Origin of the sequence: Hahella sp. CCB-MM4, assembly GCF_002260525.1 — a bacterium.
GTDB lineage: Bacteria > Pseudomonadota > Gammaproteobacteria > Pseudomonadales > Oleiphilaceae > Hahella.
Genome location: NZ_MRYI01000003.1, coordinates 540,308 through 561,693, shown reverse-complemented (window position 1 = coordinate 561,693; position 21,386 = coordinate 540,308). Strand labels below are relative to the sequence as shown.

Annotated in this window: 16 protein-coding genes and 4 tRNA genes; 12 read left to right on the top strand and 8 right to left on the bottom strand. The window is 49.9% G+C overall.

The window, feature by feature from the left end:
- The first annotated feature begins 106 nt into the window (after positions 1-106).
- From groES to gspD, 5 genes are all read left to right on the top strand, one after another.
- Positions 107-397, top strand: coding sequence for a co-chaperone GroES (gene groES, locus BTA51_RS09615; protein ID WP_094707207.1), 291 nt, complete (start codon positions 107-109; stop codon positions 395-397).
- 68 nt (positions 398-465) lie between these two features.
- Positions 466-2,106, top strand: coding sequence for a chaperonin GroEL (gene groL, locus BTA51_RS09610; protein ID WP_094707206.1), 1,641 nt, complete (start codon positions 466-468; stop codon positions 2,104-2,106).
- A gap of 562 nt (positions 2,107-2,668) precedes the next feature.
- Positions 2,669-3,424: a type II secretion system protein N gene (gene gspN, locus BTA51_RS09605; protein WP_168188114.1), complete on the top strand. Its 756-nt coding sequence runs from the start codon at positions 2,669-2,671 to the stop codon at positions 3,422-3,424.
- A 4-nt stretch (positions 3,425-3,428) separates the two neighbouring features.
- Positions 3,429-4,268 carry a type II secretion system protein N gene (locus tag BTA51_RS09600; RefSeq protein ID WP_094707205.1) on the top strand — a complete coding sequence of 280 codons (840 nt, stop codon included), beginning with the start codon at positions 3,429-3,431 and terminating at the stop codon, positions 4,266-4,268.
- Between the two features lie 45 nt (positions 4,269-4,313).
- Entirely contained in the window at positions 4,314-6,248 is a 1,935-nt protein-coding gene (gene gspD, locus BTA51_RS09595) for a type II secretion system secretin GspD (RefSeq protein WP_246840983.1), read from the top strand.
- A 150-nt stretch (positions 6,249-6,398) separates the two neighbouring features.
- Here the strand turns inward: gspD and BTA51_RS09590 are convergent, their stop codons facing one another.
- The 6 genes from BTA51_RS09590 to purE form a co-directional block, all read right to left on the bottom strand.
- A complete protein-coding gene (locus BTA51_RS09590; protein WP_094707203.1) occupies positions 6,399-8,387 on the bottom strand; it encodes a M48 family metallopeptidase in 1,989 nt (662 codons plus the stop codon).
- 77 nt (positions 8,388-8,464) lie between these two features.
- A complete protein-coding gene (locus BTA51_RS09585) occupies positions 8,465-9,058 on the bottom strand; it encodes a LemA family protein (protein ID WP_094707202.1) in 594 nt (197 codons plus the stop codon).
- 71 nt (positions 9,059-9,129) lie between these two features.
- The gene (locus BTA51_RS09580) at positions 9,130-11,184 is read right to left on the bottom strand and encodes a bifunctional diguanylate cyclase/phosphodiesterase (RefSeq protein WP_210404795.1); all 2,055 of its coding nucleotides are present in this window, start codon (positions 11,182-11,184) and stop codon (positions 9,130-9,132) included.
- 238 nt (positions 11,185-11,422) lie between these two features.
- Positions 11,423-12,001, bottom strand: a complete 579-nt coding sequence (gene sodB, locus BTA51_RS09575; protein WP_094707201.1) for a superoxide dismutase [Fe] — start codon at positions 11,999-12,001, stop codon at positions 11,423-11,425.
- A gap of 394 nt (positions 12,002-12,395) precedes the next feature.
- On the bottom strand, positions 12,396-13,565 hold the full coding sequence (locus tag BTA51_RS09570) for a 5-(carboxyamino)imidazole ribonucleotide synthase (RefSeq protein ID WP_094707200.1): 1,170 nt from the start codon (positions 13,563-13,565) through the stop codon (positions 12,396-12,398).
- Between the two features lie 34 nt (positions 13,566-13,599).
- Positions 13,600-14,091 (bottom strand): 5-(carboxyamino)imidazole ribonucleotide mutase, encoded by a 492-nt coding sequence (gene purE, locus BTA51_RS09565; protein ID WP_094707199.1) that lies wholly within the window; start codon positions 14,089-14,091, stop codon positions 13,600-13,602.
- A gap of 394 nt (positions 14,092-14,485) precedes the next feature.
- Between purE and BTA51_RS09560 the strand changes: the two genes are divergently transcribed.
- The gene (locus tag BTA51_RS09560; RefSeq protein ID WP_094707198.1) at positions 14,486-15,436 is read left to right on the top strand and encodes a hypothetical protein; all 951 of its coding nucleotides are present in this window, start codon (positions 14,486-14,488) and stop codon (positions 15,434-15,436) included.
- Between the two features lie 39 nt (positions 15,437-15,475).
- On the opposite strand, the gene BTA51_RS09555 is transcribed toward BTA51_RS09560, so the two are convergent.
- Complete coding sequence (locus BTA51_RS09555) at positions 15,476-16,033, bottom strand: hypothetical protein (protein ID WP_094707197.1); 558 nt, start codon at positions 16,031-16,033, stop codon at positions 15,476-15,478.
- Between the two features lie 370 nt (positions 16,034-16,403).
- Between BTA51_RS09555 and BTA51_RS09550 the strand changes: the two genes are divergently transcribed.
- The 5 genes from BTA51_RS09550 (at position 16,404) to BTA51_RS09530 (ending at position 17,265) form a co-directional block, all read left to right on the top strand.
- A complete protein-coding gene (locus BTA51_RS09550; protein ID WP_094707196.1) occupies positions 16,404-16,730 on the top strand; it encodes a hypothetical protein in 327 nt (108 codons plus the stop codon).
- A 118-nt stretch (positions 16,731-16,848) separates the two neighbouring features.
- Positions 16,849-16,924, top strand: a tRNA-Val gene (locus BTA51_RS09545).
- Positions 16,925-16,968: 44 nt separating this feature from the next.
- A tRNA-Asp gene (locus BTA51_RS09540) sits at positions 16,969-17,045 on the top strand.
- Between the two features lie 29 nt (positions 17,046-17,074).
- Positions 17,075-17,150, top strand: a tRNA-Val gene (locus BTA51_RS09535).
- Positions 17,151-17,188: 38 nt separating this feature from the next.
- Positions 17,189-17,265: transfer RNA gene (locus tag BTA51_RS09530), tRNA-Asp, on the top strand.
- Between the two features lie 347 nt (positions 17,266-17,612).
- On the opposite strand, the gene BTA51_RS09525 is transcribed toward BTA51_RS09530, so the two are convergent.
- Entirely contained in the window at positions 17,613-18,638 is a 1,026-nt protein-coding gene (locus BTA51_RS09525; RefSeq protein WP_094707195.1) for an AraC family transcriptional regulator, read from the bottom strand.
- Between the two features lie 252 nt (positions 18,639-18,890).
- Here BTA51_RS09525 and BTA51_RS09520 point away from each other — a divergent pair, with 252 nt between their 5' ends.
- Positions 18,891-20,933, top strand: a complete 2,043-nt coding sequence (locus tag BTA51_RS09520; protein WP_094707194.1) for an NADPH-dependent 2,4-dienoyl-CoA reductase — start codon at positions 18,891-18,893, stop codon at positions 20,931-20,933.
- Positions 20,934-21,386: the final 453 nt, after the last annotated feature.

The window sequence follows — 21,386 nt, the reverse complement described above, 5'->3', positions numbered from 1 at the left end:
AATTTATTGCTGCTTACTGCAGGCGTCTATTGCTCTGAGTGGGAAGTAGCAGACTATCAACCACAAAAAAATCGGCTAGTTAAATCTAACTGGGAGAAATAACGAGATGAATATTCGTCCATTACACGATCGTATCGTGGTACGCCGTAAGGAAGAAGAAACTAAGACTGCAGGTGGTATCGTTCTGCCTGGCAATGCGGCAGAAAAGCCTTCTCAAGGTGAAGTACTGGCTGTGGGCGAAGGCCGTATCCTGGACAACGGCGACGTGCGTCCTCTGGCGGTCAAAGTCGGTGACAAAGTGGTATTCGGCCAGTATGCCGGTAGCACTGTTAAGATTGACGGCGAAGAGCTGCTGATCATGAGTGAAAGCGACGTATTCGGTGTTCTGGAAGACTAATTCTTCCGCCATCTCGATACGCGAACCCTATTGATTGTCATCAACTCTAACTAACAGGATTTATAACTATGTCAGCTAAAGACGTGAAATTTGGTGATTCCGCGCGCAAGCGTATGGTTGAAGGTGTCAACATTCTGGCCGACGCCGTTAAGGTTACTCTCGGACCTAAAGGCCGTAACGTTGTTCTGGACAAATCTTTCGGCGCTCCTACCGTTACTAAAGACGGTGTTTCCGTCGCCAAAGAAATCGAACTGAAAGACAAGTTCGAAAACATGGGTGCTCAAATGGTGAAGGAAGTTGCTTCCCAAACCAACGACGAAGCTGGTGACGGTACCACTACTGCAACTGTTCTGGCTCAGGCTATCCTGAACGAAGGTCTGAAAGCGGTTGCTGCCGGCATGAACCCAATGGATCTTAAGCGTGGTATCGACAAAGCGACCATCGCTGCCGTTGAACAAATCAAGAGCATTTCCCGTCCATGTGGCGACAGCAAGTCTATCGCCCAGGTTGGTACCATCTCTGCTAACAGCGACGAGCGCATCGGTGCCATCATCGCTGAAGCCATGGAAAAAGTTGGTAAAGAAGGTGTTATCACTGTAGAAGAAGGTACCGGTCTGGAAGACGATCTGGACGTGGTTGAAGGTATGCAGTTCGACCGTGGCTACCTGTCTCCTTACTTCATCAACAACCAGGACAACATGAGTGCTGAACTGGAAGATCCTTTCATCCTGCTGGTTGACAAGAAGATCTCCAACATCCGCGAACTGCTGCCTGTACTGGAAGCTGTTGCCAAGTCCTCCAAGCCTCTGCTGATCATCTCTGAAGATCTGGAAGGCGAAGCGCTGGCAACTCTGGTTGTTAACAACATGCGCGGTATCGTAAAAGTTGCAGCTGTTAAAGCTCCTGGCTTTGGTGACCGTCGTAAAGAAATGCTGCAGGACATCGCTATCCTGACCGGTGGTACCGTTATTTCCGAAGAAGTGGGTCTGACCCTGGAAAACGCTACCCTGGACGACCTGGGTACTGCCAAGCGTACCGTGGTAACCAAAGAAAACACCACTGTGATCGATGGCGCTGGCGCTAAAGGCGATATCGAAGCACGTGTTGCTCAGATCCGTCGTCAAATCGAAGACACTTCTTCTGATTACGACCGTGAAAAGCTGCAAGAGCGCGTAGCCAAGCTGGCTGGCGGTGTTGCGGTCATCAAGGTTGGTGCTGCTTCTGAAGTAGAAATGAAAGAGAAGAAAGCACGTGTTGAAGATGCTCTGCACTCAACTCGCGCAGCTGTTGAAGAAGGTGTGGTACCTGGTGGTGGTGTGGCTCTGGTCCGTGCCCTGCAGGCTATCGGTGACCTGAAAGGCGACAACGCTGACCAGAACGTTGGTATCAACCTGCTGTGTCGTGCTATGGAAGCTCCTCTGCGTCAAATCGTTGATAACGCTGGTGGCGAGCCTTCAGTGGTTGTCGACAAGGTTAAGCAAGGCGAAGGCGCATTCGGCTACAACGCTGGTTCTGAAGAATACGGCGATATGCTGGAAATGGGTATCCTGGATCCTGCTAAAGTTACCCGTACTGCACTGCAGTCAGCCGCTTCTATTGCTGGTCTGATGATCACTACTGAGTGCATGGTAACTGACGCTCCTGAAGATAAATCTGCTCCTGCAATGCCTGACATGGGCGGCATGGGTGGTATGGGCGGTATGATGTAAGTCATCCCCCCCGATCCGAAAAAACCCCGGAACTTCCGGGGTTTTTTTTGGCATTGATAAACCTTACCTATGGAGCCTTGATGAATCATGGGAATCGATCTAGTGATTCAGAGGTGGTTTGTTAATGTACACGCCAAGGCTGGAAATCATTCAGCAAAATCTTTAAGTGGCTGATAGTCACACAACTCCCCCAAATAGTATGATATGGTGCGCAGCGATTTGACTCTGTGTTGGGGAAAATTGTCTCGAAATTAGAGTATTAACGAACGTTAACGCCGAAAATTATCCTCAGGCTTGCTATAGTGCTGCTAATTGATTAGAAAGTTCGGCTACTGACACAATTGTCACGAGGTCGATAGTTGTGGTTCTGCTGGTCACGGTTCTGTTGTCACAATGTGTCGACCTGTCATGGATCAGTTGAGGCAAAGATTTATTCCGTCATGAATCGACGGTGACTACGAAGACAAAAGAACCCCGGGTGAGAAGGGGCACGGCTTCGCAGGATAACTAGAATAAATGGAAGTAAGAGAGTAAGTAATATGCGGTATTTAAAGGGCTGGAAGTGATTCTTAAATCCTTAGCGATAATCGTTGTGGCCGCCCTGAGTTATCTGACTGCTCTAGTGTTGTACATGCCAGTGAGCTTCGCCTGGGAATATGCTCAGGGAGTGCTTCCCCTACAGCAGTTACCGGTCAAGGTACAACAGACGAACGGGACGCTTTGGGACGGCGAAGCCCTGCTGAACAGCTCTCAGCTGCAAGGCGTGGTTTCCTGGGAATTGTCCCCGCTGAGTCTGATCACTTCCGATTCCCTGATCCATATTGATTTCAGATCTGACCGTATTGAGCTGAGTGCCAATGGAGCGCTTAAAGGGTCTGAAAATGCCGAGGTGAATGGCAATCTGGTTCTGGACCTCGCTGCTCTGAATCCAATGCTGCGGCAACATCGCTTGGATCTGAGTGGGATTTTAACCATTCAGCGTCTGAATGCTTTGGTGGATACCAGTACTGGTAAGCCAATACAGCTGACCGGCCAGGGTAAATGGGCCGGTGGGACCGTCAGCTACCCTATGGGTAGGCAGGTCCAGTCTGCGGTCATGCCGCCATTAGTCGGTCAGATTACCCAGAAAGGGCAGGAAATTGCGCTTGAGGTAGCAGAAGAGGCAAGTGGTAAGGCCGTTATGCAGGCGCAGCTGAGCCCCGATGGCGTGGCAAAAATCCAGATTCGAAGACGCCTGCTTGATTTGGCTGGTGCGCCCTGGAGTGGAAATTCCGGGCCGGACGATGTGGTCTTCAGAATTCAGCAGAAGGTGATATAGACCCATGCAATCGTCTACTATTGCCAAGCTTGCCTGGTGGATACTGGTTGTTTTGATTGCGACGGTAGCCTGGCAGTCTGCCAAGTTAACCTGGTTGATCTGGGAGGGAGCTCCAAATGCCGTTGTACTGGCTTCAGGGGGAACGGCAAAATCCAGTACCGGTGGAACCTCTGCTCCGGGAAATTATTTGTCCTGGAATCTGTTTGGCAAAGCCGAAGCCAAGCAGGAGCAGGTTTCCCTTAAGCAGGTTGAAGCGCCGGAAACCAAGCTGAGGCTGGATTTATATGGCGTTGTGGTGGGTGTCGAAGGAAAACAGTCCGGGGCAATCATTGCAGAACGGGGGCGTAACGCCGAGTATTATCGGATTGATGAAGAGCTGCCGGGAAATGCAAAATTGGCAGCGGTTTATCACGATCATATACTACTTAGTCGCGCCGGGGCGCTGGAAAAACTGACCTTTGAAGAAGGCGCCACAATTGCTGCTGCCAACATCGAGGAAGTCTCCCGGCCGGATCCTTCTGGTGCTGTGGGTAGCCCGGAAGAGTTTATGAATGTGGCACAGCAAAGGCTGGCTGAAGATCCCAGAGCTGCGCTGGCCTCCGTAGGGCTAAGTCCTAACAGTTCGGGAGAAGGGCCGTCGGGGTATGTGTTCAACGGAAATAATCCAATGCTGGGAGCTATGAGCATGCAAAAGGGCGATGTAATTCGCTCTGTAAATGGCCATGTTTTGGGTAACATTGAGGAAGACAGGCAAAAGCTGCAGGAACTCTACGAAAGCGGAATGCTGGAAGTGGAGATAGAGCGTGATGGCGCGGTATTCACCATCAACTATCCTTTACGCTGATTGCTTAAATACGCGGATACCAACTGATCATAAAAATCTATGGATATGAAAACGATAAAAACCTCTGTTTTGGCTCTGTTGTTGTCATGCTTTCTGATAGGAGGGGCATGGGCTGAAGATCAAACCTGGAAGGTAAACCTCAAGGATGCGGATATTCGCGCATTTATCACTCAGATTGCTGACATTACCGGCTACAGCTTTGTAGTTGATCCCCGGGTAAAGGGGAAGGTTACCGTTATTTCCAACGCGCCTATGTCTCAGGAAGAAATCTATGAAATGTTCCTTTCGGTACTGAACGTTCATGGATTTGCGGCCATTCCATCTGAAGGCGTTATCAAGATTGTTCAACAGAACGAAGCCAAGCAGACGGCGGAAAATCTCAAGATTTTTAAATCTGTGCCAAAGGAGCAATTGGTCACCAGGGTGATTCAGGTGAAGAACGCCAACGCACTGGAGCTTGTGCCTATCCTGAGGCCAATGGTGGCGAAGTATGGTCATCTGGCGGGTGTTGCAGCAGCTAATGCCCTGATCATCAGTGACCATGTGAATAACATCCAGCGTATCGAGAGAATTGTTGGAGAGTTGGATAGCCCCTCCAACTACGAGTTGGAAGTTGTGCAGCTCCAGGAAGCCTGGGTAGGCGACATGGTGAAGCTGCTGGAGGAGTTAGCGCCTGCTGAGCTCGGTAAGGGGCCAACCAAGTCTGCCAATAAATTCAGTGTGGTGGCGGATGAACGAAGCAACAGATTGATTCTGAAAGGAGACGAGAACTTCCGTGACAAAATGCGGGAGTTGATAACCAAGCTGGATCAGCCGGCAGCCGTAACCGGAACCACAAAAGTGATTAACCTGCGTCATGCCGATGCGGAAAAGCTGGCTGAATTGTTAAAAGGCTTGATGGGCGATATCGCTCCCGCCAAAGGTGGTGAAGGCACAGCTGCTCCGGGCTCAGGTAAAGTCAGCATTTTCCCCGATGAAGGTTTGAACGCTCTGGTTGTCCGGGCGGAACCTTCCATGATGAAGGAAATTGAGGCTGTTATAGAGCAGTTGGATATTCGCCGGGCGCAGGTTCTGATCGAAGCGGCTATCGTGGAGATCAGTGACGGTCTGAGTCGTCAGCTGGGCGTACAGCTGGCCGCAGGTGACATTAGTGGTGACTCAGGGCCAGCAGGTCTGACTAACTTCACCAACGTGGGTATTTCTGCATCAGCTGTATTAAGTGCGATTGCATCACAAACCACAGACATCGCTCTGGGTGATATCGCCGCGATCGGGGTGGGTGAGCAAAATGAAGGCGGTGCACAGTGGGCAGCGCTGATCCAGGCATTGGCAACCAGTGGGCAGGCAAACCTGCTGTCTACTCCGTCCATTATCACCATGGACAACCAGCAGTCTGAAATCATTGTCGGCCAGAATGTTCCGTTCCGTACCGGTCAGACAGCCACGGGAACAGATGGGACCACGAATCCTTTTACAACCATCGAGCGTCAGGATGTTGGTTTGACCCTCAGAGTAACCCCTTCCATTAGTGACGGCGATCTGGTGAGACTGGAAATTGAGCAGGAGTCCTCTTCGATCGCTCCCTCAAATGAGAACGCATCGGACTTGATTACCAATAAGCGTCAGATCAAAACCTCTGTTTTGGCGGATAACTCAGAAACCATCGTTCTGGGAGGTTTGATCAGTGAAAATTACCGTACCAGTGAAGCCAAAGTGCCTCTGCTGGGAGATATCCCACTGTTAGGTGTTCTGTTCAGGAGTACCTCCAGAACAAAGGATAAGCAGAATCTGTTGGTATTCCTTAAGCCCACAATTCTGCGGGATAAAGAAGAAGCTTCGGCTATCAGCATGCAAAAGTATAATGCTTTGTGGGAGCTGAACTTCAACATTAAGAAGAACGCAGAAGGCGACGAGCATGCAGCGAAAATGGTCAAGCCGGATATCAATGATCTATACAAGGCCAATAAGCTGGAACAATAAATAGATCAATAGATGAAAAGCAAAAAGCCGGGATTACCCCGGTTTTTTTATTTCCCTGATAGCGTCGACCTTATTTCCGAATTTCAAATTGATTGTCAGCCGCATCTCTTTTGAGAGCTGGTGATTTCGATCGGCAACATTGCTGCTCCACTATAAGCTTTTTGCAAAGGTCTCTGGTATGACCGGAGGCATTGGACTATCAAAAAGCTCTATTACCAGTCGCAGAAGCTGATACTCCTTCAATGACACGGCTTCGTCATAAAGTACTGCATCTGCGCAGGCGTCAATCACTGCAGGTTTCAATAGTGGACTGAGTCTGCTGATCTGGCGAATGGCTCGCTCCAGATTTGAAGAGGAAATCGAGGGCAGGTATTCCAGTGTCAGCAGCGGAAAATGTAATGCTGCAATCTCTTTAAACAATGACTCTGGTCCCCTTGACGGTTGGCCAGTGCTCCGAGTGCCCAGGTAGCAAAACATGGAAAGCAGCGTGGCCACTTCCTGGCTTAGGGGAGCTATTTTTCCAATAGTCTTACCGGCCGGAGCCTGTCGCAGATGCTTGGCAACAAAAGATAAGAGTACAAATTCTGTGAAGGTGGTCTTTTGGTCGGCGGACACCAGTTCCCTGAGTGTGTTGACAACGTGCTCTCTGAGCACCTGAGGGCAGGTTTTCAATACGGCAGTTGCCAGCTCCAAAAGTGCCATTAATGTTTCGGCGGGCACCTGATTCAGCTTGCTCCAGCAATCCTCGTAATGTTGATGGGTAAGAATCGGCTGACCGTCTGAGCACCTTTGCGAAACATTGGTGGAAGCCATCAGGCTGGTCTCTTTCAGTACCAGGCCATAAAGCAGCAACTCGCAATAGCCGGGATCGTGCAAGGCATTTCCAAATAATGAGTTCAGCGCTTTAACGACCTTTGAAGCCCATTGCTGATCGGCTTGTGACACAGTTCCCGCAAGCTGATGGATTCCTTTGGAGCTTGTCGTAGGCGTTGGCTGGGAGGGAGGTGGTGTACCGTTGGCGGTCGATGGGGCAAATCCGCTTATCCCGGCTGCTGTTGAAGTTTCCTCGCCTTGATATTCTCTTTGCTGGCGAAGCTTTCCTGCATTGTGTCTGGATCTCAGGCGGCTAAGCAGTTTGGGGTCGATAGCCTCAATGCGCTGATTGATCGGCGGGTGTGAGGCAAACCAGCTGCGAAGCTGCACCGATTCGCCGAAGCACATATGGTTTACCTCTTGCGCCTTCGAAGTACCGTGCAGATATGAATGTTGGTCGGTATAACCAATCTTGAATAATGCGCTGCCGATGCCGTCAGGATTGCGGGTGAATTGAACTGAGGAGGAATCCGCCAGTAATTCCCGTTGCCTTGATATCGCAGCTTGAATGAGTCTGCCGAAAAACAGGCCGGTATAGCCGACGATAAAGAGTGCGACCCCTGCGCCTAACAGGGCAAAAGAGCTTCGAACATCCCGTCGGCTATTTGATGTTGAAGAAATGCCGCCGATTCGTGAGCCATGGAAAGCGCTTCGACACAGGAAGCCGCCAATCGCTCCTATTAATAATATGCCTGCCAATACTGACACTATCTGGATGTTCAGGCGAGTATCGGCGTTATGAATATGGCTGAACTCATGACCAATGATGCCCTGAAGTTCATCTCTCGAAAGCTGGTCGAGCGCCCCCTGAGTGACGGTGAGTGTCATGTCTTCCAGGTGGTATCCGGCCACAAAAGCATTAATGCCCGCTTCGTTTGGCAGAATGTAAAGCCGGGGCATTGGAACGCCCGAGGCGATACTCATTTCCTCGGTAATGTTCCTCAACATTCGCTCCTGCGGCAGTCGGGTATTCGGGGCAACCGGTACCGCGCCCAATAGCCGGGCAAGACTTTCGCCACCTTTGTTTAATTGCACTAATCGCCACAGCGTTCCGCCGGTGACCGTTAGGACGACGGCTCCGGAGGCCCACCAGAAGGGCTCCTGAAACCAGTCGTTCAGTGTCAGTGTGGCATCTGCCCAGCTTCGTATCCCCCAAAATGCTATGGCGTTCAGGATAGCGATCATTGAGGCTAGTGCCAGGGCAAAGTAAAGGAGCAGCCAATAGGTTTTACGGTGGGCTTTTGCCTGTTTCTCAAAAAAGTCCATAGATCAGGTGAGGGCTCGGGTGTCGGGGCTCTCCGGCAGCAGGAAGAGGGGCTGCCGGGAGAATGGGGGCGGCATGATCAGTTAAAGCTGACTTTGACCGCTTGTTTCACTTCTTCTGACTCAACTTCAAACATTTCCGTTTCCTTGAATCCAAAGAATCCGGAGATGAAATTATTGGGGAATTGTTCCCGGTACGTGTGGTAGTGCATGACGGAATCGTTGTAGGCCTGGCGGGAAAAGCCCACTTTGTTTTCGGTGCTGGTGAGTTCTTCCATCAATTGTTGCATGGTTTGGTTGGCTTTGATGTCAGGATAGTTTTCAGAAACCGCGTAGAAATTGGCCAAGGCTTTGTTGAGCATGCCTTCCGCCTGGGAAAGTTGTTTGATCTTGCCTCCGTCATCTGGATGCTGGGCTGCAGCCTTGGTGGCGGTTACCGCCTGGTTGCGTGCTTGCATGACTTTTTCGAGGGTGTCTTTTTCATGCTTCATATAGGCTTTGGCAGATTCCACCAGATTCGGGATCAGATCATGGCGCCTCTGAAGTTGTACATCAATTTGGGCAAAAGCGTTTTTAAAGCGGTTTTTGAGTGAGACCAGTTTGTTGTAGATGGAGATCAGGTAGATCACCAATACCACAATGACTCCAATTCCAATCATGGTTGAAACGCTCATGTATACTCCTTTCTATGGGTCTGAATAGGTCGATAGATCTAAATCGGTCTACGGATCTAAATCGGTTGATTCTATGCTTCGGCAGCACTGGCGATAGCGAGGCAGTACTGTAAAAATTCATCTGCCGGTATCGGGCGACTATACAGGAATCCCTGCGCCAGGTGACAGCCGTCGTGCTTCAGGAATCGTTCCTGTTCCTTGGTTTCCACACCTTCTGCGATAACTTCAAGGCGCAAGCTTCGGCCCAGTTGGATGATCGCGTGCACAATCTGGGTGTCGTCTTCATCCTGTAACAGATCGCGGACAAACTGCTTGTCGATTTTGATTTTGTAGATAGGGAGCTGTTTCAGGTAGCTCAGGGACGAATAGCCTGTCCCGAAATCGTCTACTGCGCATTGCACCCCATATTCCTTGAGCTGTCTGAGAGTGGCGATGGCATCCCCGAGATTTTCCATGAAGCTTGTTTCAGTAATCTCGAACTCTATATTGCTGGTGGTCAACTGGTGTGATTCCAGTATGGACAGTACTTTGGGGACGAAGTTTTTCTGTCTGAGTTGTTGTGGCGAAAGATTTACCGCCACTTTGATGTCCAGGCCCTGAGTGCTCCATTCGCGGATTTGCCGGCAGGTTTCGTTCAGCACCCATTCCCCGATTTCCACAATGGATTCGTTTGCCTCGGCAAGGGGGATGAACTGGTCCGGCGGGATGAATCCCTTATCCGGATGTTGCCACCTGATCAAGGCTTCTGCACCTATCACCTTGCTGTTGCTCAAATCTATCTGCGGCTGGTAAACGACAAAAAACTGTTTGTCCTGAATGGCCTGGGCAAGGTCTTTTTCAAGCCGTTTCCGGTCTCGTATTTCGCTGTCGACGCTGGCCACATAAAACTGGAAATGATTCTGCCCTTGTGATTTGGCCAGCATCATAGTTTGTTCCGCTTTCTGCATGATCCTCTCGGCATCACCGGCATCTTCTGGATATAGAGTGATGCCGATAGTGGATGAGGTCGGGATCAGCGTGCCGTCAATTTCAAACGGGCGGCTAAGCTCGTGCAAGAGTGTTTCCGCAAAGCTGGCCACACGATAGTTGCTGGTGACGTTGAATAGGATGAGTGCAAACTGGTCACCCCCCAGGCGGCACACCGTATGTACACCTTCCCGCTGGGAAAGCAGTCTTTCCGCGTAGGACTGGAGAATCTTGTCTCCCTGGGTGTAGCCGATCTGTTCATTGATGGACTTGAAGTCGTCGATACCGATACAGAAAATGGCCAGCTTTTGGTTGGTCAATTCGGCTTCGTCGATCGCCGAGGCGACATAGTTGGTAAACAGTAGCCGGTTGGGAAGGCCGGTGAGGGAATCATATTGTGATAGTTTGAGAACCCGGGCTTCTGCGGCATGACGTTGCTTCTGGTGTTCTTCGATGGATTTTAAAAGAGAGTTGGCGGAGTGTACCCACAGACCCAGTTCGTCTTTTTCGTGCTCCCGTGGTGTTGGGATGGATTGTAGGCCGGGTTCCGCGGGATTAATTCTCAATAGTGCTGAAATAATGTCTTTGAGCGGCTTGGTCAACAGATAGTGGTAGACCAGATAGAGGACAACGGCCAATACCAGGGCACGTAACAGGCCGGTGACGAAAATCGAAATTGAGCGCTCAAGAAACAATTCTGAAGCGTAAGCTGTATCCAGTACTACGGACAAATCCCCATAATAGGTGGGTTGGGGAGTGGGGCGGTAAAGTGAAATTTTATAGCCGCGCTCCTCTCCGAATACAAAGTCTGTAAACCAGCGATAGTCCGCATGAAGCAACGGCTTTGATTTTTCGGCCAGGACCAGGTTGTTGGGGTGTGATATGACGGCGTGTCGAATAGAGCGTTTTTCGAAAAGCCCTTCCAGTACCTGGGCCGCAAGATCCGGATCAATGTTGTAGACGGCCTGTGTAGCTGGATCTCTGACTACTGCCAGCATCTGTCTGGCATCATCATTCATTTCGTCAGAGGTTCTGACCGCTTCGAAGACAATCTGACCGGCGCTGAGAATAAAGCCGACAATGAGTGCTGTGATGAGCACGCGGTTCATTAATTGTGCCGACAGGCTCTGATGCCAGGAAAGCCGGGGTGATTTATCCATATCCATTCGTGAGCTGAGTACAGTGGGGAACAACGTTGAAGTCAGTGTAAAGACTTCAATATTAACGAACTAAGTGTAGTGTCTTGCTGTTGAAACCCCAAATTATCTGCCATTTGATCATCATTCGTCCGTCTCCTTATTATTTTGATTTTCAAACCTGATTATCTTCCAGTAGCACTATGAATATCAAAAAAAAACCGGAGCAGAGGCTCCGGTTTTTTACTTACTTTAGTCTTAATTAACCAAGGTTCTTCGCGACGAAGTCCCAGTTAACCAGATTCCAGAAAGCATCCATGTAAGCAGGACGGGCATTGCGGTAGTCGATGTAGTACGCGTGTTCCCACAGATCGACAGTCAGCAGAGCTGTTTTGCCGTCAGTCATTGGAGTGCCTGCATTGCTAGTGTTGGCGATCTCGAGAGAGCCGTCTGCATTTTTTACCAGCCAGGTCCAGCTGGAACCGAAGTTGTTGATGGCTCTGTCGGTAAATTGCTTCTTGAATTCTTCGAAAGAACCGAAAGCAGCATTGATTGCATCAGCAACAGCACCGGTAGGCGCTCCGCCACCGTTAGGGCTCAGGCAGTGCCAGTAGAAAGTGTGGTTCCAGATCTGAGCTGCGTTATTGAAAACCGGGCCGCTGGAAGTCTTGATGATATCTTCCAGGCTCTTTCCTTCATACTCACTTCCGGGTACCAGACCGTTCAGCTTGTCTACGTAGGTCTTGTGGTGTTTGCCGTAGTGATATTCAAGAGTTTCTTCTGAAATATGAGGGGCAAGTGCATCTTTCGCGTATGGGAGTTCTGGAAGTTCAAAAGCCATGGTGTTCTCCATTTATAAATGTATTGATCCCAACTCTATCACATGATCCTGGTCGGATATGAACGAGCGATTATGGGTACGGTTTCCCCAGCTTCCCACGACGGGTGCCGGGATTGTTATGAAGTCTGACTACGATTTGTGGTTGCTGTCACTGTTTGGCTGCAATCATTGCATCAGTAGTGGTGCAGGTGTGTCATATCCTGTGCCTGCAAGCCCCGAGAGTGTTACCTCTTCCCCAAGCTCAAAATCATAGCATGCCATATTAATGGGGACTATCCCGAAAAATTCAAAGTTTTCAATGGCATTAATTAATAATAAGTATCAGGTCGGAACCTTTTGCTCTGTGGCAATGGATTGAAAGCTGGTAATTGTGAGCTGGTGATTAAGAGCTGGATCAGGTGTCCAGCTCAGGGTTCCAGGTAAATGGGGCATGTTCCGGAACAAATGGAAGACAGCGCTCTATCTTGTCTTTGAGTTCGTCGTAACTTTCTGCGTTGACATTGATATGGCCGACTTTGCGACCCTTGCGCTCATCTTTACCGTAGAGATGCAGATGAGTGTCCCTGAGTTTCAGGATTTGGCTTGGGTCCACGGACCTGCTGATCAAATTGATCATGCCGCTGACCCGGTGAGGAGCCGTGTCGCCCAGAGGTAGCCCGAGGATTGCCCGCAGATGGTTTTCAAACTGTCCCGTATGAGCGCCGTCCATGGACCAGTGGCCGGAGTTGTGCACCCTGGGTGCCATCTCATTGGCCAGCAGGCCTTCTGGAGTTTCAAACAGCTCCAGTGCCAAAACGCCCACATAGTCAAGGTGATCCATCAGAGTGTGGATATAATCGGACGCTGTATTCTGGGTTTGCTCAGAAACGAGGGGGGCAGGCGCAATGGTGTATCTTAATATGCCTTCATGGTGGATATTTTCGACCAGAGGGTAGGCGACGAATTCGCCTTGGGTATTGCGCGCGGCTATCAGCGAGACTTCCCGGGAGAAATTGACGAACGATTCCACAATCAGTCGTGGGTGGCGGATGCTTTCCCAGGCGGCTTTGGCCTCACTTGGTGATTTGAGAACAGCCTGGCCCTTGCCGTCATAGCCCTCTGTTATAGATTTGGCAACGACTGGAGTGCCGAGTTCGGCGGCTGCTTTTTCCAGCTCTTCGGCACTGGATACGATGCGATATTCCGGTGTGGGGATATTCAGTTGTCTGAACAGTCCTTTTTCCAATTCCCGGTTTTGGCACACTCTCAGGGCTTCCACGCCTGGATACAACGGTTTACGGGAAGCGATATTCCGGGCCAAATCTAGTGGAAGGTGTTCGAACTCGTAGGTGACTACATCCACTGAGTCCAGGAAGCGGTCGAGTTCCTGTTGGGTATTTTCCGGATCAGAAAAAATTTGCCCCAATCCGGCGGAAGGTGCTCCGGATGTATCGTAAAGAGAAAACTCCAGACCCAGCGGCAACCCTGCCAATGCCATCATTCGGCCGAGCTGGCCGGCCCCCAGTACTCCAACTTTGGTTGGGCGTGTCTGGCTGAATGCGTGTGAATTAGAAGGATTGGCCATAGGATTCGTGCACCAGGATGCTGAAATAACTTGATTAAGGTTGTCTGGGATCGGGATTGTCGAGAACTCTGTCAGTCTGTTGCTGACGGAAAGTTCTGATGGCTTCCCGGACCGTGGTGTCGGTGGTACCCAGTATCTGGGCCGCCATCAGTCCCGCATTGGCAGCACCTGCCGTACCTATGGCTAAGGTGCCAACAGCAATTCCGGCGGGCATCTGGACGATGGACAGCAGTGAGTCCAGACCTTTCAGTGCTTTTGACTGTACTGGAACTCCCAGCACAGGCAAGACGGTTTGTGAAGCGACCATGCCTGGCAAGTGGGCGGCACCGCCGGCGCCAGCGATAATCACCTTGAGGCCTCTGTCCTCAGCAGATTTAGCATAATCAAATAACTTGTCAGGGGTGCGGTGGGCCGACACGACCTGAGTCTCGTAGGGCACTCCAAGAGTGTCCAGCATTTGAGCGGCGTGCTCCATGGTGGGCCAGTCAGACTTGGACCCCATGATGATCCCAACTAAAGGCTGCATGATGTCTCCTCAATCGACGCCAGCTGCTATGAACACTATTCTTCAGTGAAGCAGGATGAATTCTGTGCCGTGTGCAATTAGGCAATTAATATACGAAAAAAAAGAGCCGCATAGTTTAGTGAGTCGCCTCAGGTGATGCAAACCTCTTAAGGCCAATAAATACGGCTATTTAAAGGAGGGAAATGCCTGGAAACGACAGGAGGTCAATGAATACGCGGAAATTGGCGAGGTTTTCTCAGCTCCTGTTCTTCTTGGGCGTCGGTTCCCATTCCAGATAGCCGGGCTTTATCTTGACAAGGAAAATCGGAATAATATTCAAAAATTCAAATTGTTATTAGTCCTATCCTGCGAAGATTCAATTTTTCGCGGATAAGCTCTGGGTTAGAGAGGAAATATGGACACCATAAAGCCGGAAAAAGATGAAGTAGACCGGTTCCGTTCACAGCGACGCCCCCCCAAGACTGCGTCTGCGACGGAAAAAACTGTCACCGAAGACAAGCCTGCTGCGCCGGTGCAGAAGCACGATCCTAATACGGTCAGTCTGACAAAGTCAGCCCAGTTTGCACTGGTGTTTGTGTTTTTGATGGTGGTGATTTTGGCCGGGTTTGGGTATTGGCAGGTGAACTCCCAGCAAAATACGATTCAGACTTTGGAGCAGCAGCTGGATCAAGCGCGTCAGTTTATTTCCCAAAGTAAGCTGATCACTGCAAGGCTGGAAGGGCAGATCAACCAGACTGATGCCACCATGGCGCAAAGCGGTAATGAGATGGCCAGGGAGCTGAAGTTCCTGGATTCGGAAATGCGCAAACTGTGGGATGTTGCCAATAAGCGAAACAAGACGTGGATTGAGGATAATCAACAGGCAATCACCGCATTGCAGGCTGACCTGAAGGCCAACAATGATCGTACGCAGGGATTGGCCGGGGAGGTGACGGGTCTGGTGGCAATGGATGATTCTCATAATCAGAGCATTGCCAAGCAAGAAGAGGCGATTGCCAAGTTGTCTGAAAGCAGCACGGCATCCATCAATCAATTAAAGAAAGCCACAGAAGAAATTCAAGCGGGACAATCGCTTCTGGAAGGCCAGATGGGGCAGAGAATTCAAAAGCTTGAGGATTCTGTCTCGTCCCAGACGCAGTCTCTCGCGAGGGTTGAGCGTAATGTCACCAAGCTTGGGCAGAATAATTATGATGCGCGGTTGAAAGAGCTTGAAGAGAATTTGAGTGGTCTGGATAAAACCCGAAACCAGTTGGTTCAGCGATTTGTAGAGCTGGACAGCCGCATTAGTGAGATCGCGTTGGAAATTCGCGCTCTGCAATCCAAGAAAGCCGGTGGAGCCCAGTAAAGGGCTCCCGTTCAAGATATCAGCTTTTTGATTCAGGCATTAAGGCCTGGATGTTGTGTTGTAGGTTTGGTTGTCGAAGTTAGGCGGACGGAAATCCGGGACTATCTGTACTTCCACCAGCTGGCCAAACAGGAGAGTCGCCGCAATTGAGGTTTCCAGCCGGGCCAGCCTGTCCGGATTATAGGCTGCGGCTTCTCTATCTGCTTCTGCTGCCTGCTGATTCTTATTATATTCAGGGCCTCCAGCCGCTGGAGGCGCAAACAACCCCGCCACAAAAATCTCCGCCATCTCCGGATTGTTCATGATTGCCAGCGTGATGGTTTCCATTGTGGTCTTGTTGGCGGCTTCCTGCTCTGGAATAAAATTGATCAGTGCCTCCGAAAAGGTAATATCCAACCCATCTCCGTTTTCAAAAATCATTTCAAAGCTGGCTTCCGCCGGCTTTAAGTCCGGCAGCAGTGAGTCGGGGATTTCCAGGTTTTCTTCAGCTGTACAGATGAGCGAAATGCCCAAAAAAAGAGTAAGAAGGGCGATGCCCGGTGTGCGAGTGACAGGCGCAACTTTGCTAATGTGTTCGGCTTTATATAGTAGTGTCATTGGACACCTCCAGATAAGACATCCCAGTCTTCGCCCGTATTCCGCTACTACATAATCCAATGGAGCCCAGGCGACTCTCTGTGTCGATTATCTTTAGTTTTTTGTTATACGTTTATTGGTTTTATGGATACAGCTTTTAGTTTGCCGCTTTAAAAGCGGGCGACTGCTTATGGTTATAGAACAAGTGTAACAATTGAGATGTAGATTTCAGTGATGTAATTAGAAGTTTTTGATGGTTTTTTAGTCGGAAATAATATAAATGAAGGGTGAGGACCGGGATGTACGGCAACGCTATACTGGGTTCTCTACTTCGGCGCTTGTTCTATATAGCTCGTTCTATATAAATGTATAAATGGAATTTGGGGGGACTATGACGGTATCAGAAGTCTTAAGTCAGCAGTTTGATCGCACTGCGCATTTTGTCGATTCATTGCGCTCGAAGTACGCCAAAGCCTATTCGAAGGCATTGGAGTCCGGCCGGGAGACATTAAAAGAGGCTGGAGAGCTTTCATCAAAGATTGAGCCCAGGATGAGGGATTTTGCCTCGACTCAATGGAATCAGGCGCAAACGTTCATGGGAGATATAAACCGTGGGTTGGCGGAAAAATCGATTCCGGAGGACCGGCGCTGCCACATTGTTAATCATCGGCTTCAGCGCAAGGCAGAAGAGGCAATAAAGGAAGGCGGGACTGAGTGAGTCCGGCCGGGAAAAACTGTTGGTAATTTAGCCAGAATAAAGGCCAGGAAAAAAAATTGAATTCAGTGTTTGACAGGCTGCGATAAATCATTAAAATGCGCATCTCCATTTGAGACGTGGGTGGTTAGCTCAGCTGGGAGAGCATCGCCCTTACAAGGCGAGGGTCGCAGGTTCGATCCCTGCACCACCCACCACTTCTCTGGATCGCACAATATGTGCAGTACAGGGGAATGGTTTCGGAGCGGTAGTTCAGTTGGTTAGAATACCGGCCTGTCACGCCGGGGGTCGCGGGTTCGAGTCCCGTCCGCTCCGCCAACTTTCATTTGGAACCAGTTCTATGGACTGGGTGGTTAGCTCAGCTGGGAGAGCATCGCCCTTACAAGGCGAGGGTCGCAGGTTCGATCCCTGCACCACCCACCACTTCTCTGGGTCACAGTTTTGTGGCTTGAGAAGGAAACGGAGCGGTAGTTCAGTTGGTTAGAATACCGGCCTGTCACGCCGGGGGTCGCGGGTTCGAGTCCCGTCCGCTCCGCCAACTTTTTCAAAAGAGTCGAATTTTATCTTGCCATTCAGGCAACTCGACCCTTATCTCTTAAGAATCTTTATTCTCTATCATGTGTATGACATCTGTATGTCGTATTCATTTCTGTACTTTTCATTTGCTTGTTTGTCCTGACGATCCCGCATATTGCCAACTTGTAAGGGAAATCCTGACTCGGATGTCATAAATTTGTCATTCTCATGCCGTAGTTTGGAAGGAATAATCTGCTGTTGGAGGAATATATGCAGGACTATATTGATGAGTTGGTTGAACTCAGTTGGGAAGAGTTCGATGATGATGACGATCTGGATGATGGAGAAGAATGGTAGCCCGCCAGGTTGCTATTCTTCAGTGTTGTTGTGTAACTCCCTGAAAGGTTTGGGGTTGGTGTTAAACCAGCGCTTAAATGCGCGATGAAAAGCCGCTGGGGATGAAAAGCCTAAAAGAAATCCGATTTCACCGATAGACAGCTCCGTCGCTGTGAGGTATCGGGCTGCGATACTCTTTCTTGTGTTATCAACCACTTCGCTAAACTTGATACCCTCTTTTTGAAGCCGTCTTTGCAGTGACCATGGTGTCAGTCCCAGTTGGCCGGCAATGTCTTCCAGTTGAATTTCCTTTTTCTGTAATAGTGGCGTGATAATTTGTCGTACTCTTTCTTCAAATGGCTGCGCGCCCAGAAGTGCCGAGAGCTCACGGTTGCATAGTTCCACTGCATCCTGATGTGAGGCGGTGTGGGCGTAGCAGGATGGTTTATGCAGTGCCTCTTCTTTGAAGATCAGGGCGTTTCTTGTCTGTTCAAATTTTACCGGACACTGGAAAAAATCATGATATTCGGAGGCATATGGCGGGGAGGGGAATTCAATATGAACTTCCTGTACCAGATTTTGGCTATCGGTTATCCAGCCTGAGAGATGGTGCCAGCTGGCAAGAATGCAATCGACAACAAAGAGGTTGAATTCGTTGTAGGGGCTGATCGAATAGAATTGCGCAATGCCGCGACTGTTCTCAATATAGAAGCGGCTTGTGCCCCGCTTGTTTTCGCTGCTGAGGCGCTCGTAATGTATCCAAAGCCGCAGAGCAGTTTCCAGGTTGGCTGATGTCATGCTGGCATGCCCGGCCAGACCCAGATGAGATATGGTGATGCATTGGCCCATTCTCAATCCGAGTTCAGGAAGTTGAAATTGCTGGATCAGGGCGTGTCCCAGGCGCATGAATCTGGGGATGCTGATGCGGGCTTTCGGTGTGGCCAGAAATTCATTGGTAATGCCGAACTGCTGCATGATTTCGTTGGCATTGAATCCATGTCGAGCCACAGCCCTGGACATGAGCTCAACGTAGTTGACTGAAATGTCCCCTAATTGCATTCGTAATGATCCCAGTACACGAAGAAATTAAAATCAGGTGTTATTTAAAGGTAAAAAATTGTTTCCTGAAGATATTGTTAGATAGTCAGCATCATACTAATTTAGTGAAGCCTTAAAAAGTTTAATAAGTTGAGCTGGAGTTTTTCGGGGAAGAAGCTTGTCTGAGTGCCGGATGAGTCTCTTGAGAGCCGCCAGTTCGAAAATAAATATCAGGCTGTGAATCAGTTACTCGTGTGATGAGAGGAGAATAACATGTCGTCATCCGCGCCAGGTTTGGAAAAATACCCTAATTTGTTGTCGCCATTGGATCTTGGGTTTACCACATTGCGTAACCGGACACTAATGGGATCCATGCATACCGGACTGGAAGAGTCTCCCAATGGATTTAACCGTTTGGCAGCGTTTTACGCCGAGCGGGCCCGTGGTGGGGTAGGGCTGATCGTGACCGGTGGAATTGCGCCAAACCCTGAGGGTGCGGTGGCCAAGGGGGCGGCCAAAATGGATTGCCCTGAAGACGCTGAGCATCACAAGGTTGTTACCCAGGCGGTGCACGAAGCTGGTGGAAAGATCTGTATGCAGATTCTGCATGCCGGACGGTATGCGTACAATCCAAAACTGGTCGCGCCTTCAGCCATCCAAGCACCGATCAATATGTTTACTCCTCACGAGCTGACCACGGAAGAGGTTGAAGAGCAGATTGATGCCTATGCGCGATGCGCCAAATTGGCCCAGGAGGCGGGTTACGACGGCGTCGAAATTATGGGCTCCGAAGGGTATTTTATAAATCAGTTTATTGTCAGCCACACTAACAAGCGCACTGATAAATGGGGCGGCAGCTATGAAAATCGGATTCAAATGCCGATTGAAGTAGTCCGTCGGGTCCGTGAAGCTGTTGGGTCAGACTTTATTATTGTTTACCGGTTGTCCATGCTGGATCTGATTGACGATGGCAGTTCCTGGGATGAAGTGGTGCTGCTGGCGAAAGAGATTGAGAAAGCCGGTGCTACCATAATTAACACGGGGATCGGCTGGCATGAGGCCCGGGTTCCCACTATTGCTACCATGGTGCCACGGGCTGCTTTCACTAAAGTGACCGCTCGACTGAAGAAGGATGTTTCCATTCCTTTGGTGACCACTAACCGGATCAATATGCCTTCCGTGGCAGAACGAGTGCTGGCGGAAGGCGACGCCGATATGATCTCTATGGCGCGTCCATTCCTGGCGGATGCGGACTTTGTGCAAAAGGCTGCGCAGGATGCGGAAGACGAGATTAATACCTGTATCGCCTGTAACCAGGCTTGTCTGGATCATACTTTCCAGATGAAGTTGACTTCCTGTCTGGTAAATCCCCGGGCTTGTCATGAAACCGAGTTGGTTTACGTCAAGACGGCCTCTCCCAAGAAGATTGCAGTCGTAGGTGCGGGGCCGGCGGGTCTTGCTGCTTCAACGGTGGCAGCTGAAAGAGGGCATCAGGTCACTCTGTTTGATGCGGGTGATAAGATTGGCGGGCAGTTCAATGTCGCCAAATTGATTCCTGGGAAAGAAGAGTTCTATGAAACGCTGCGCTATTTCGACCGTATGCTGAAAAAGCATGGTGTTGAGGTGCGGTTGAATACCCGTGTTACGGCAGAAGATCTCAAAGAATATGATGAAGTTCTGCTGGCCACAGGTGTGACGCCAAGGGTTCCGGATTTTGAGGGCGTGGATCATCCGAAAGTGATCGGCTATCTCGACGCTCTATTGCAGAGAAAGCCGGTAGGTCAAAAGGTGGCGGTTATCGGGGCTGGCGGTATCGGCTTTGATGTCTCTGAATTTATAACTCACGAAGGACAATCTCCGAGTCTGGACGTTAACGCATTCATGCGGGAATGGGGAGTTGACCTGTCCGTGGAGCATCGCGGAGGCGTGCAGGGCGTTGAGGCTGAGGCTGTTGCTACCCCAAGAGAAGTGTTCCTGTTACAGCGCAAGGCCTCCAAAGTTGGTAAGAATCTCGGCAAGACAACCGGTTGGATTCATCGGACATCATTAAAACATCGTCATGTGAAAATGATCTCTGGTTGTGAATATCTGAAGGTGGATGACGAAGGTTTTCACATCAATATCAATGGCGAATCTCAATGCTTGCCTGTCGATACCGTGATTATCTGTGCCGGCCAGGAGCCGTTGCGCGAGCTTTATCAGCCGCTGGTGGATGCAGGGGTTTCCACCCATCTGATCGGTGGAGCTGATGTGGCTGCTGAGCTGGATGCGAAACGAGCTATCAATCAGGGAAGTCGTCTGGCGGCAGAGCTCTGATTATTCTCTTGTCTGATTATTGATTATCCCTTTAACAGGTGTGCCCGGATTAGCTCGGGCACACTTTTCTATTTTTATATATCGCAATTTTTGGCATACCGCATTTTTCCTGCAATTCGAGATTGCGGTTCTATTTTCCAAATTCCTATTTTCGAATTCCTATATTCACTACCGAATTTTAATCTCTTTTCTGGCTGCTGCTTCCTTCATTCGGCGTCTGCTTGTGGTGTTCTATCCCCGCCATGCACACTAGTTTCCTGGAATTCTCAAGCCGCGTATTTGGGTGCTGGGAAATAAATTCCTTTCCCTGATTCGCAGCTGGGCTAAACTTCCTTTAATTGTGCGCTTTTGTATACGAAGCGTAGCTAACTGTATATTTGGGGAGATTCACCCAAAAGCCGGACTGACAGGACGTCATTTACATGCTAGTTTTTACAGGCTCTTCAAACATAG

What these genes read in the sequence shown, in the direction of transcription:
- BTA51_RS09585 (WP_094707202.1), bottom strand. Translation starts at nt 9,058, where the DNA reads ATGAGCGTTTCAACCATGATTGGAATTGGAGTCATTGTGGTATTGGTG.
- BTA51_RS09560 (WP_094707198.1), top strand. Translation starts at nt 14,486, where the DNA reads ATGGACACCATAAAGCCGGAAAAAGATGAAGTAGACCGGTTCCGTTCA.
- purE (WP_094707199.1), bottom strand. Translation starts at nt 14,091, where the DNA reads ATGCAGCCTTTAGTTGGGATCATCATGGGGTCCAAGTCTGACTGGCCC.
- BTA51_RS09550 (WP_094707196.1), top strand. Translation starts at nt 16,404, where the DNA reads ATGACGGTATCAGAAGTCTTAAGTCAGCAGTTTGATCGCACTGCGCAT.
- BTA51_RS09570 (WP_094707200.1), bottom strand. Translation starts at nt 13,565, where the DNA reads ATGGCCAATCCTTCTAATTCACACGCATTCAGCCAGACACGCCCAACC.
- groES (WP_094707207.1), top strand. Translation starts at nt 107, where the DNA reads ATGAATATTCGTCCATTACACGATCGTATCGTGGTACGCCGTAAGGAA.
- sodB (WP_094707201.1), bottom strand. Translation starts at nt 12,001, where the DNA reads ATGGCTTTTGAACTTCCAGAACTCCCATACGCGAAAGATGCACTTGCC.
- BTA51_RS09525 (WP_094707195.1), bottom strand. Translation starts at nt 18,638, where the DNA reads ATGCAATTAGGGGACATTTCAGTCAACTACGTTGAGCTCATGTCCAGG.
- BTA51_RS09520 (WP_094707194.1), top strand. Translation starts at nt 18,891, where the DNA reads ATGTCGTCATCCGCGCCAGGTTTGGAAAAATACCCTAATTTGTTGTCG.
- BTA51_RS09600 (WP_094707205.1), top strand. Translation starts at nt 3,429, where the DNA reads ATGCAATCGTCTACTATTGCCAAGCTTGCCTGGTGGATACTGGTTGTT.
- BTA51_RS09590 (WP_094707203.1), bottom strand. Translation starts at nt 8,387, where the DNA reads ATGGACTTTTTTGAGAAACAGGCAAAAGCCCACCGTAAAACCTATTGG.
- BTA51_RS09580 (WP_210404795.1), bottom strand. Translation starts at nt 11,184, where the DNA reads ATGGATAAATCACCCCGGCTTTCCTGGCATCAGAGCCTGTCGGCACAA.
- gspD (WP_246840983.1), top strand. Translation starts at nt 4,314, where the DNA reads ATGAAAACGATAAAAACCTCTGTTTTGGCTCTGTTGTTGTCATGCTTT.
- groL (WP_094707206.1), top strand. Translation starts at nt 466, where the DNA reads ATGTCAGCTAAAGACGTGAAATTTGGTGATTCCGCGCGCAAGCGTATG.
- BTA51_RS09555 (WP_094707197.1), bottom strand. Translation starts at nt 16,033, where the DNA reads ATGACACTACTATATAAAGCCGAACACATTAGCAAAGTTGCGCCTGTC.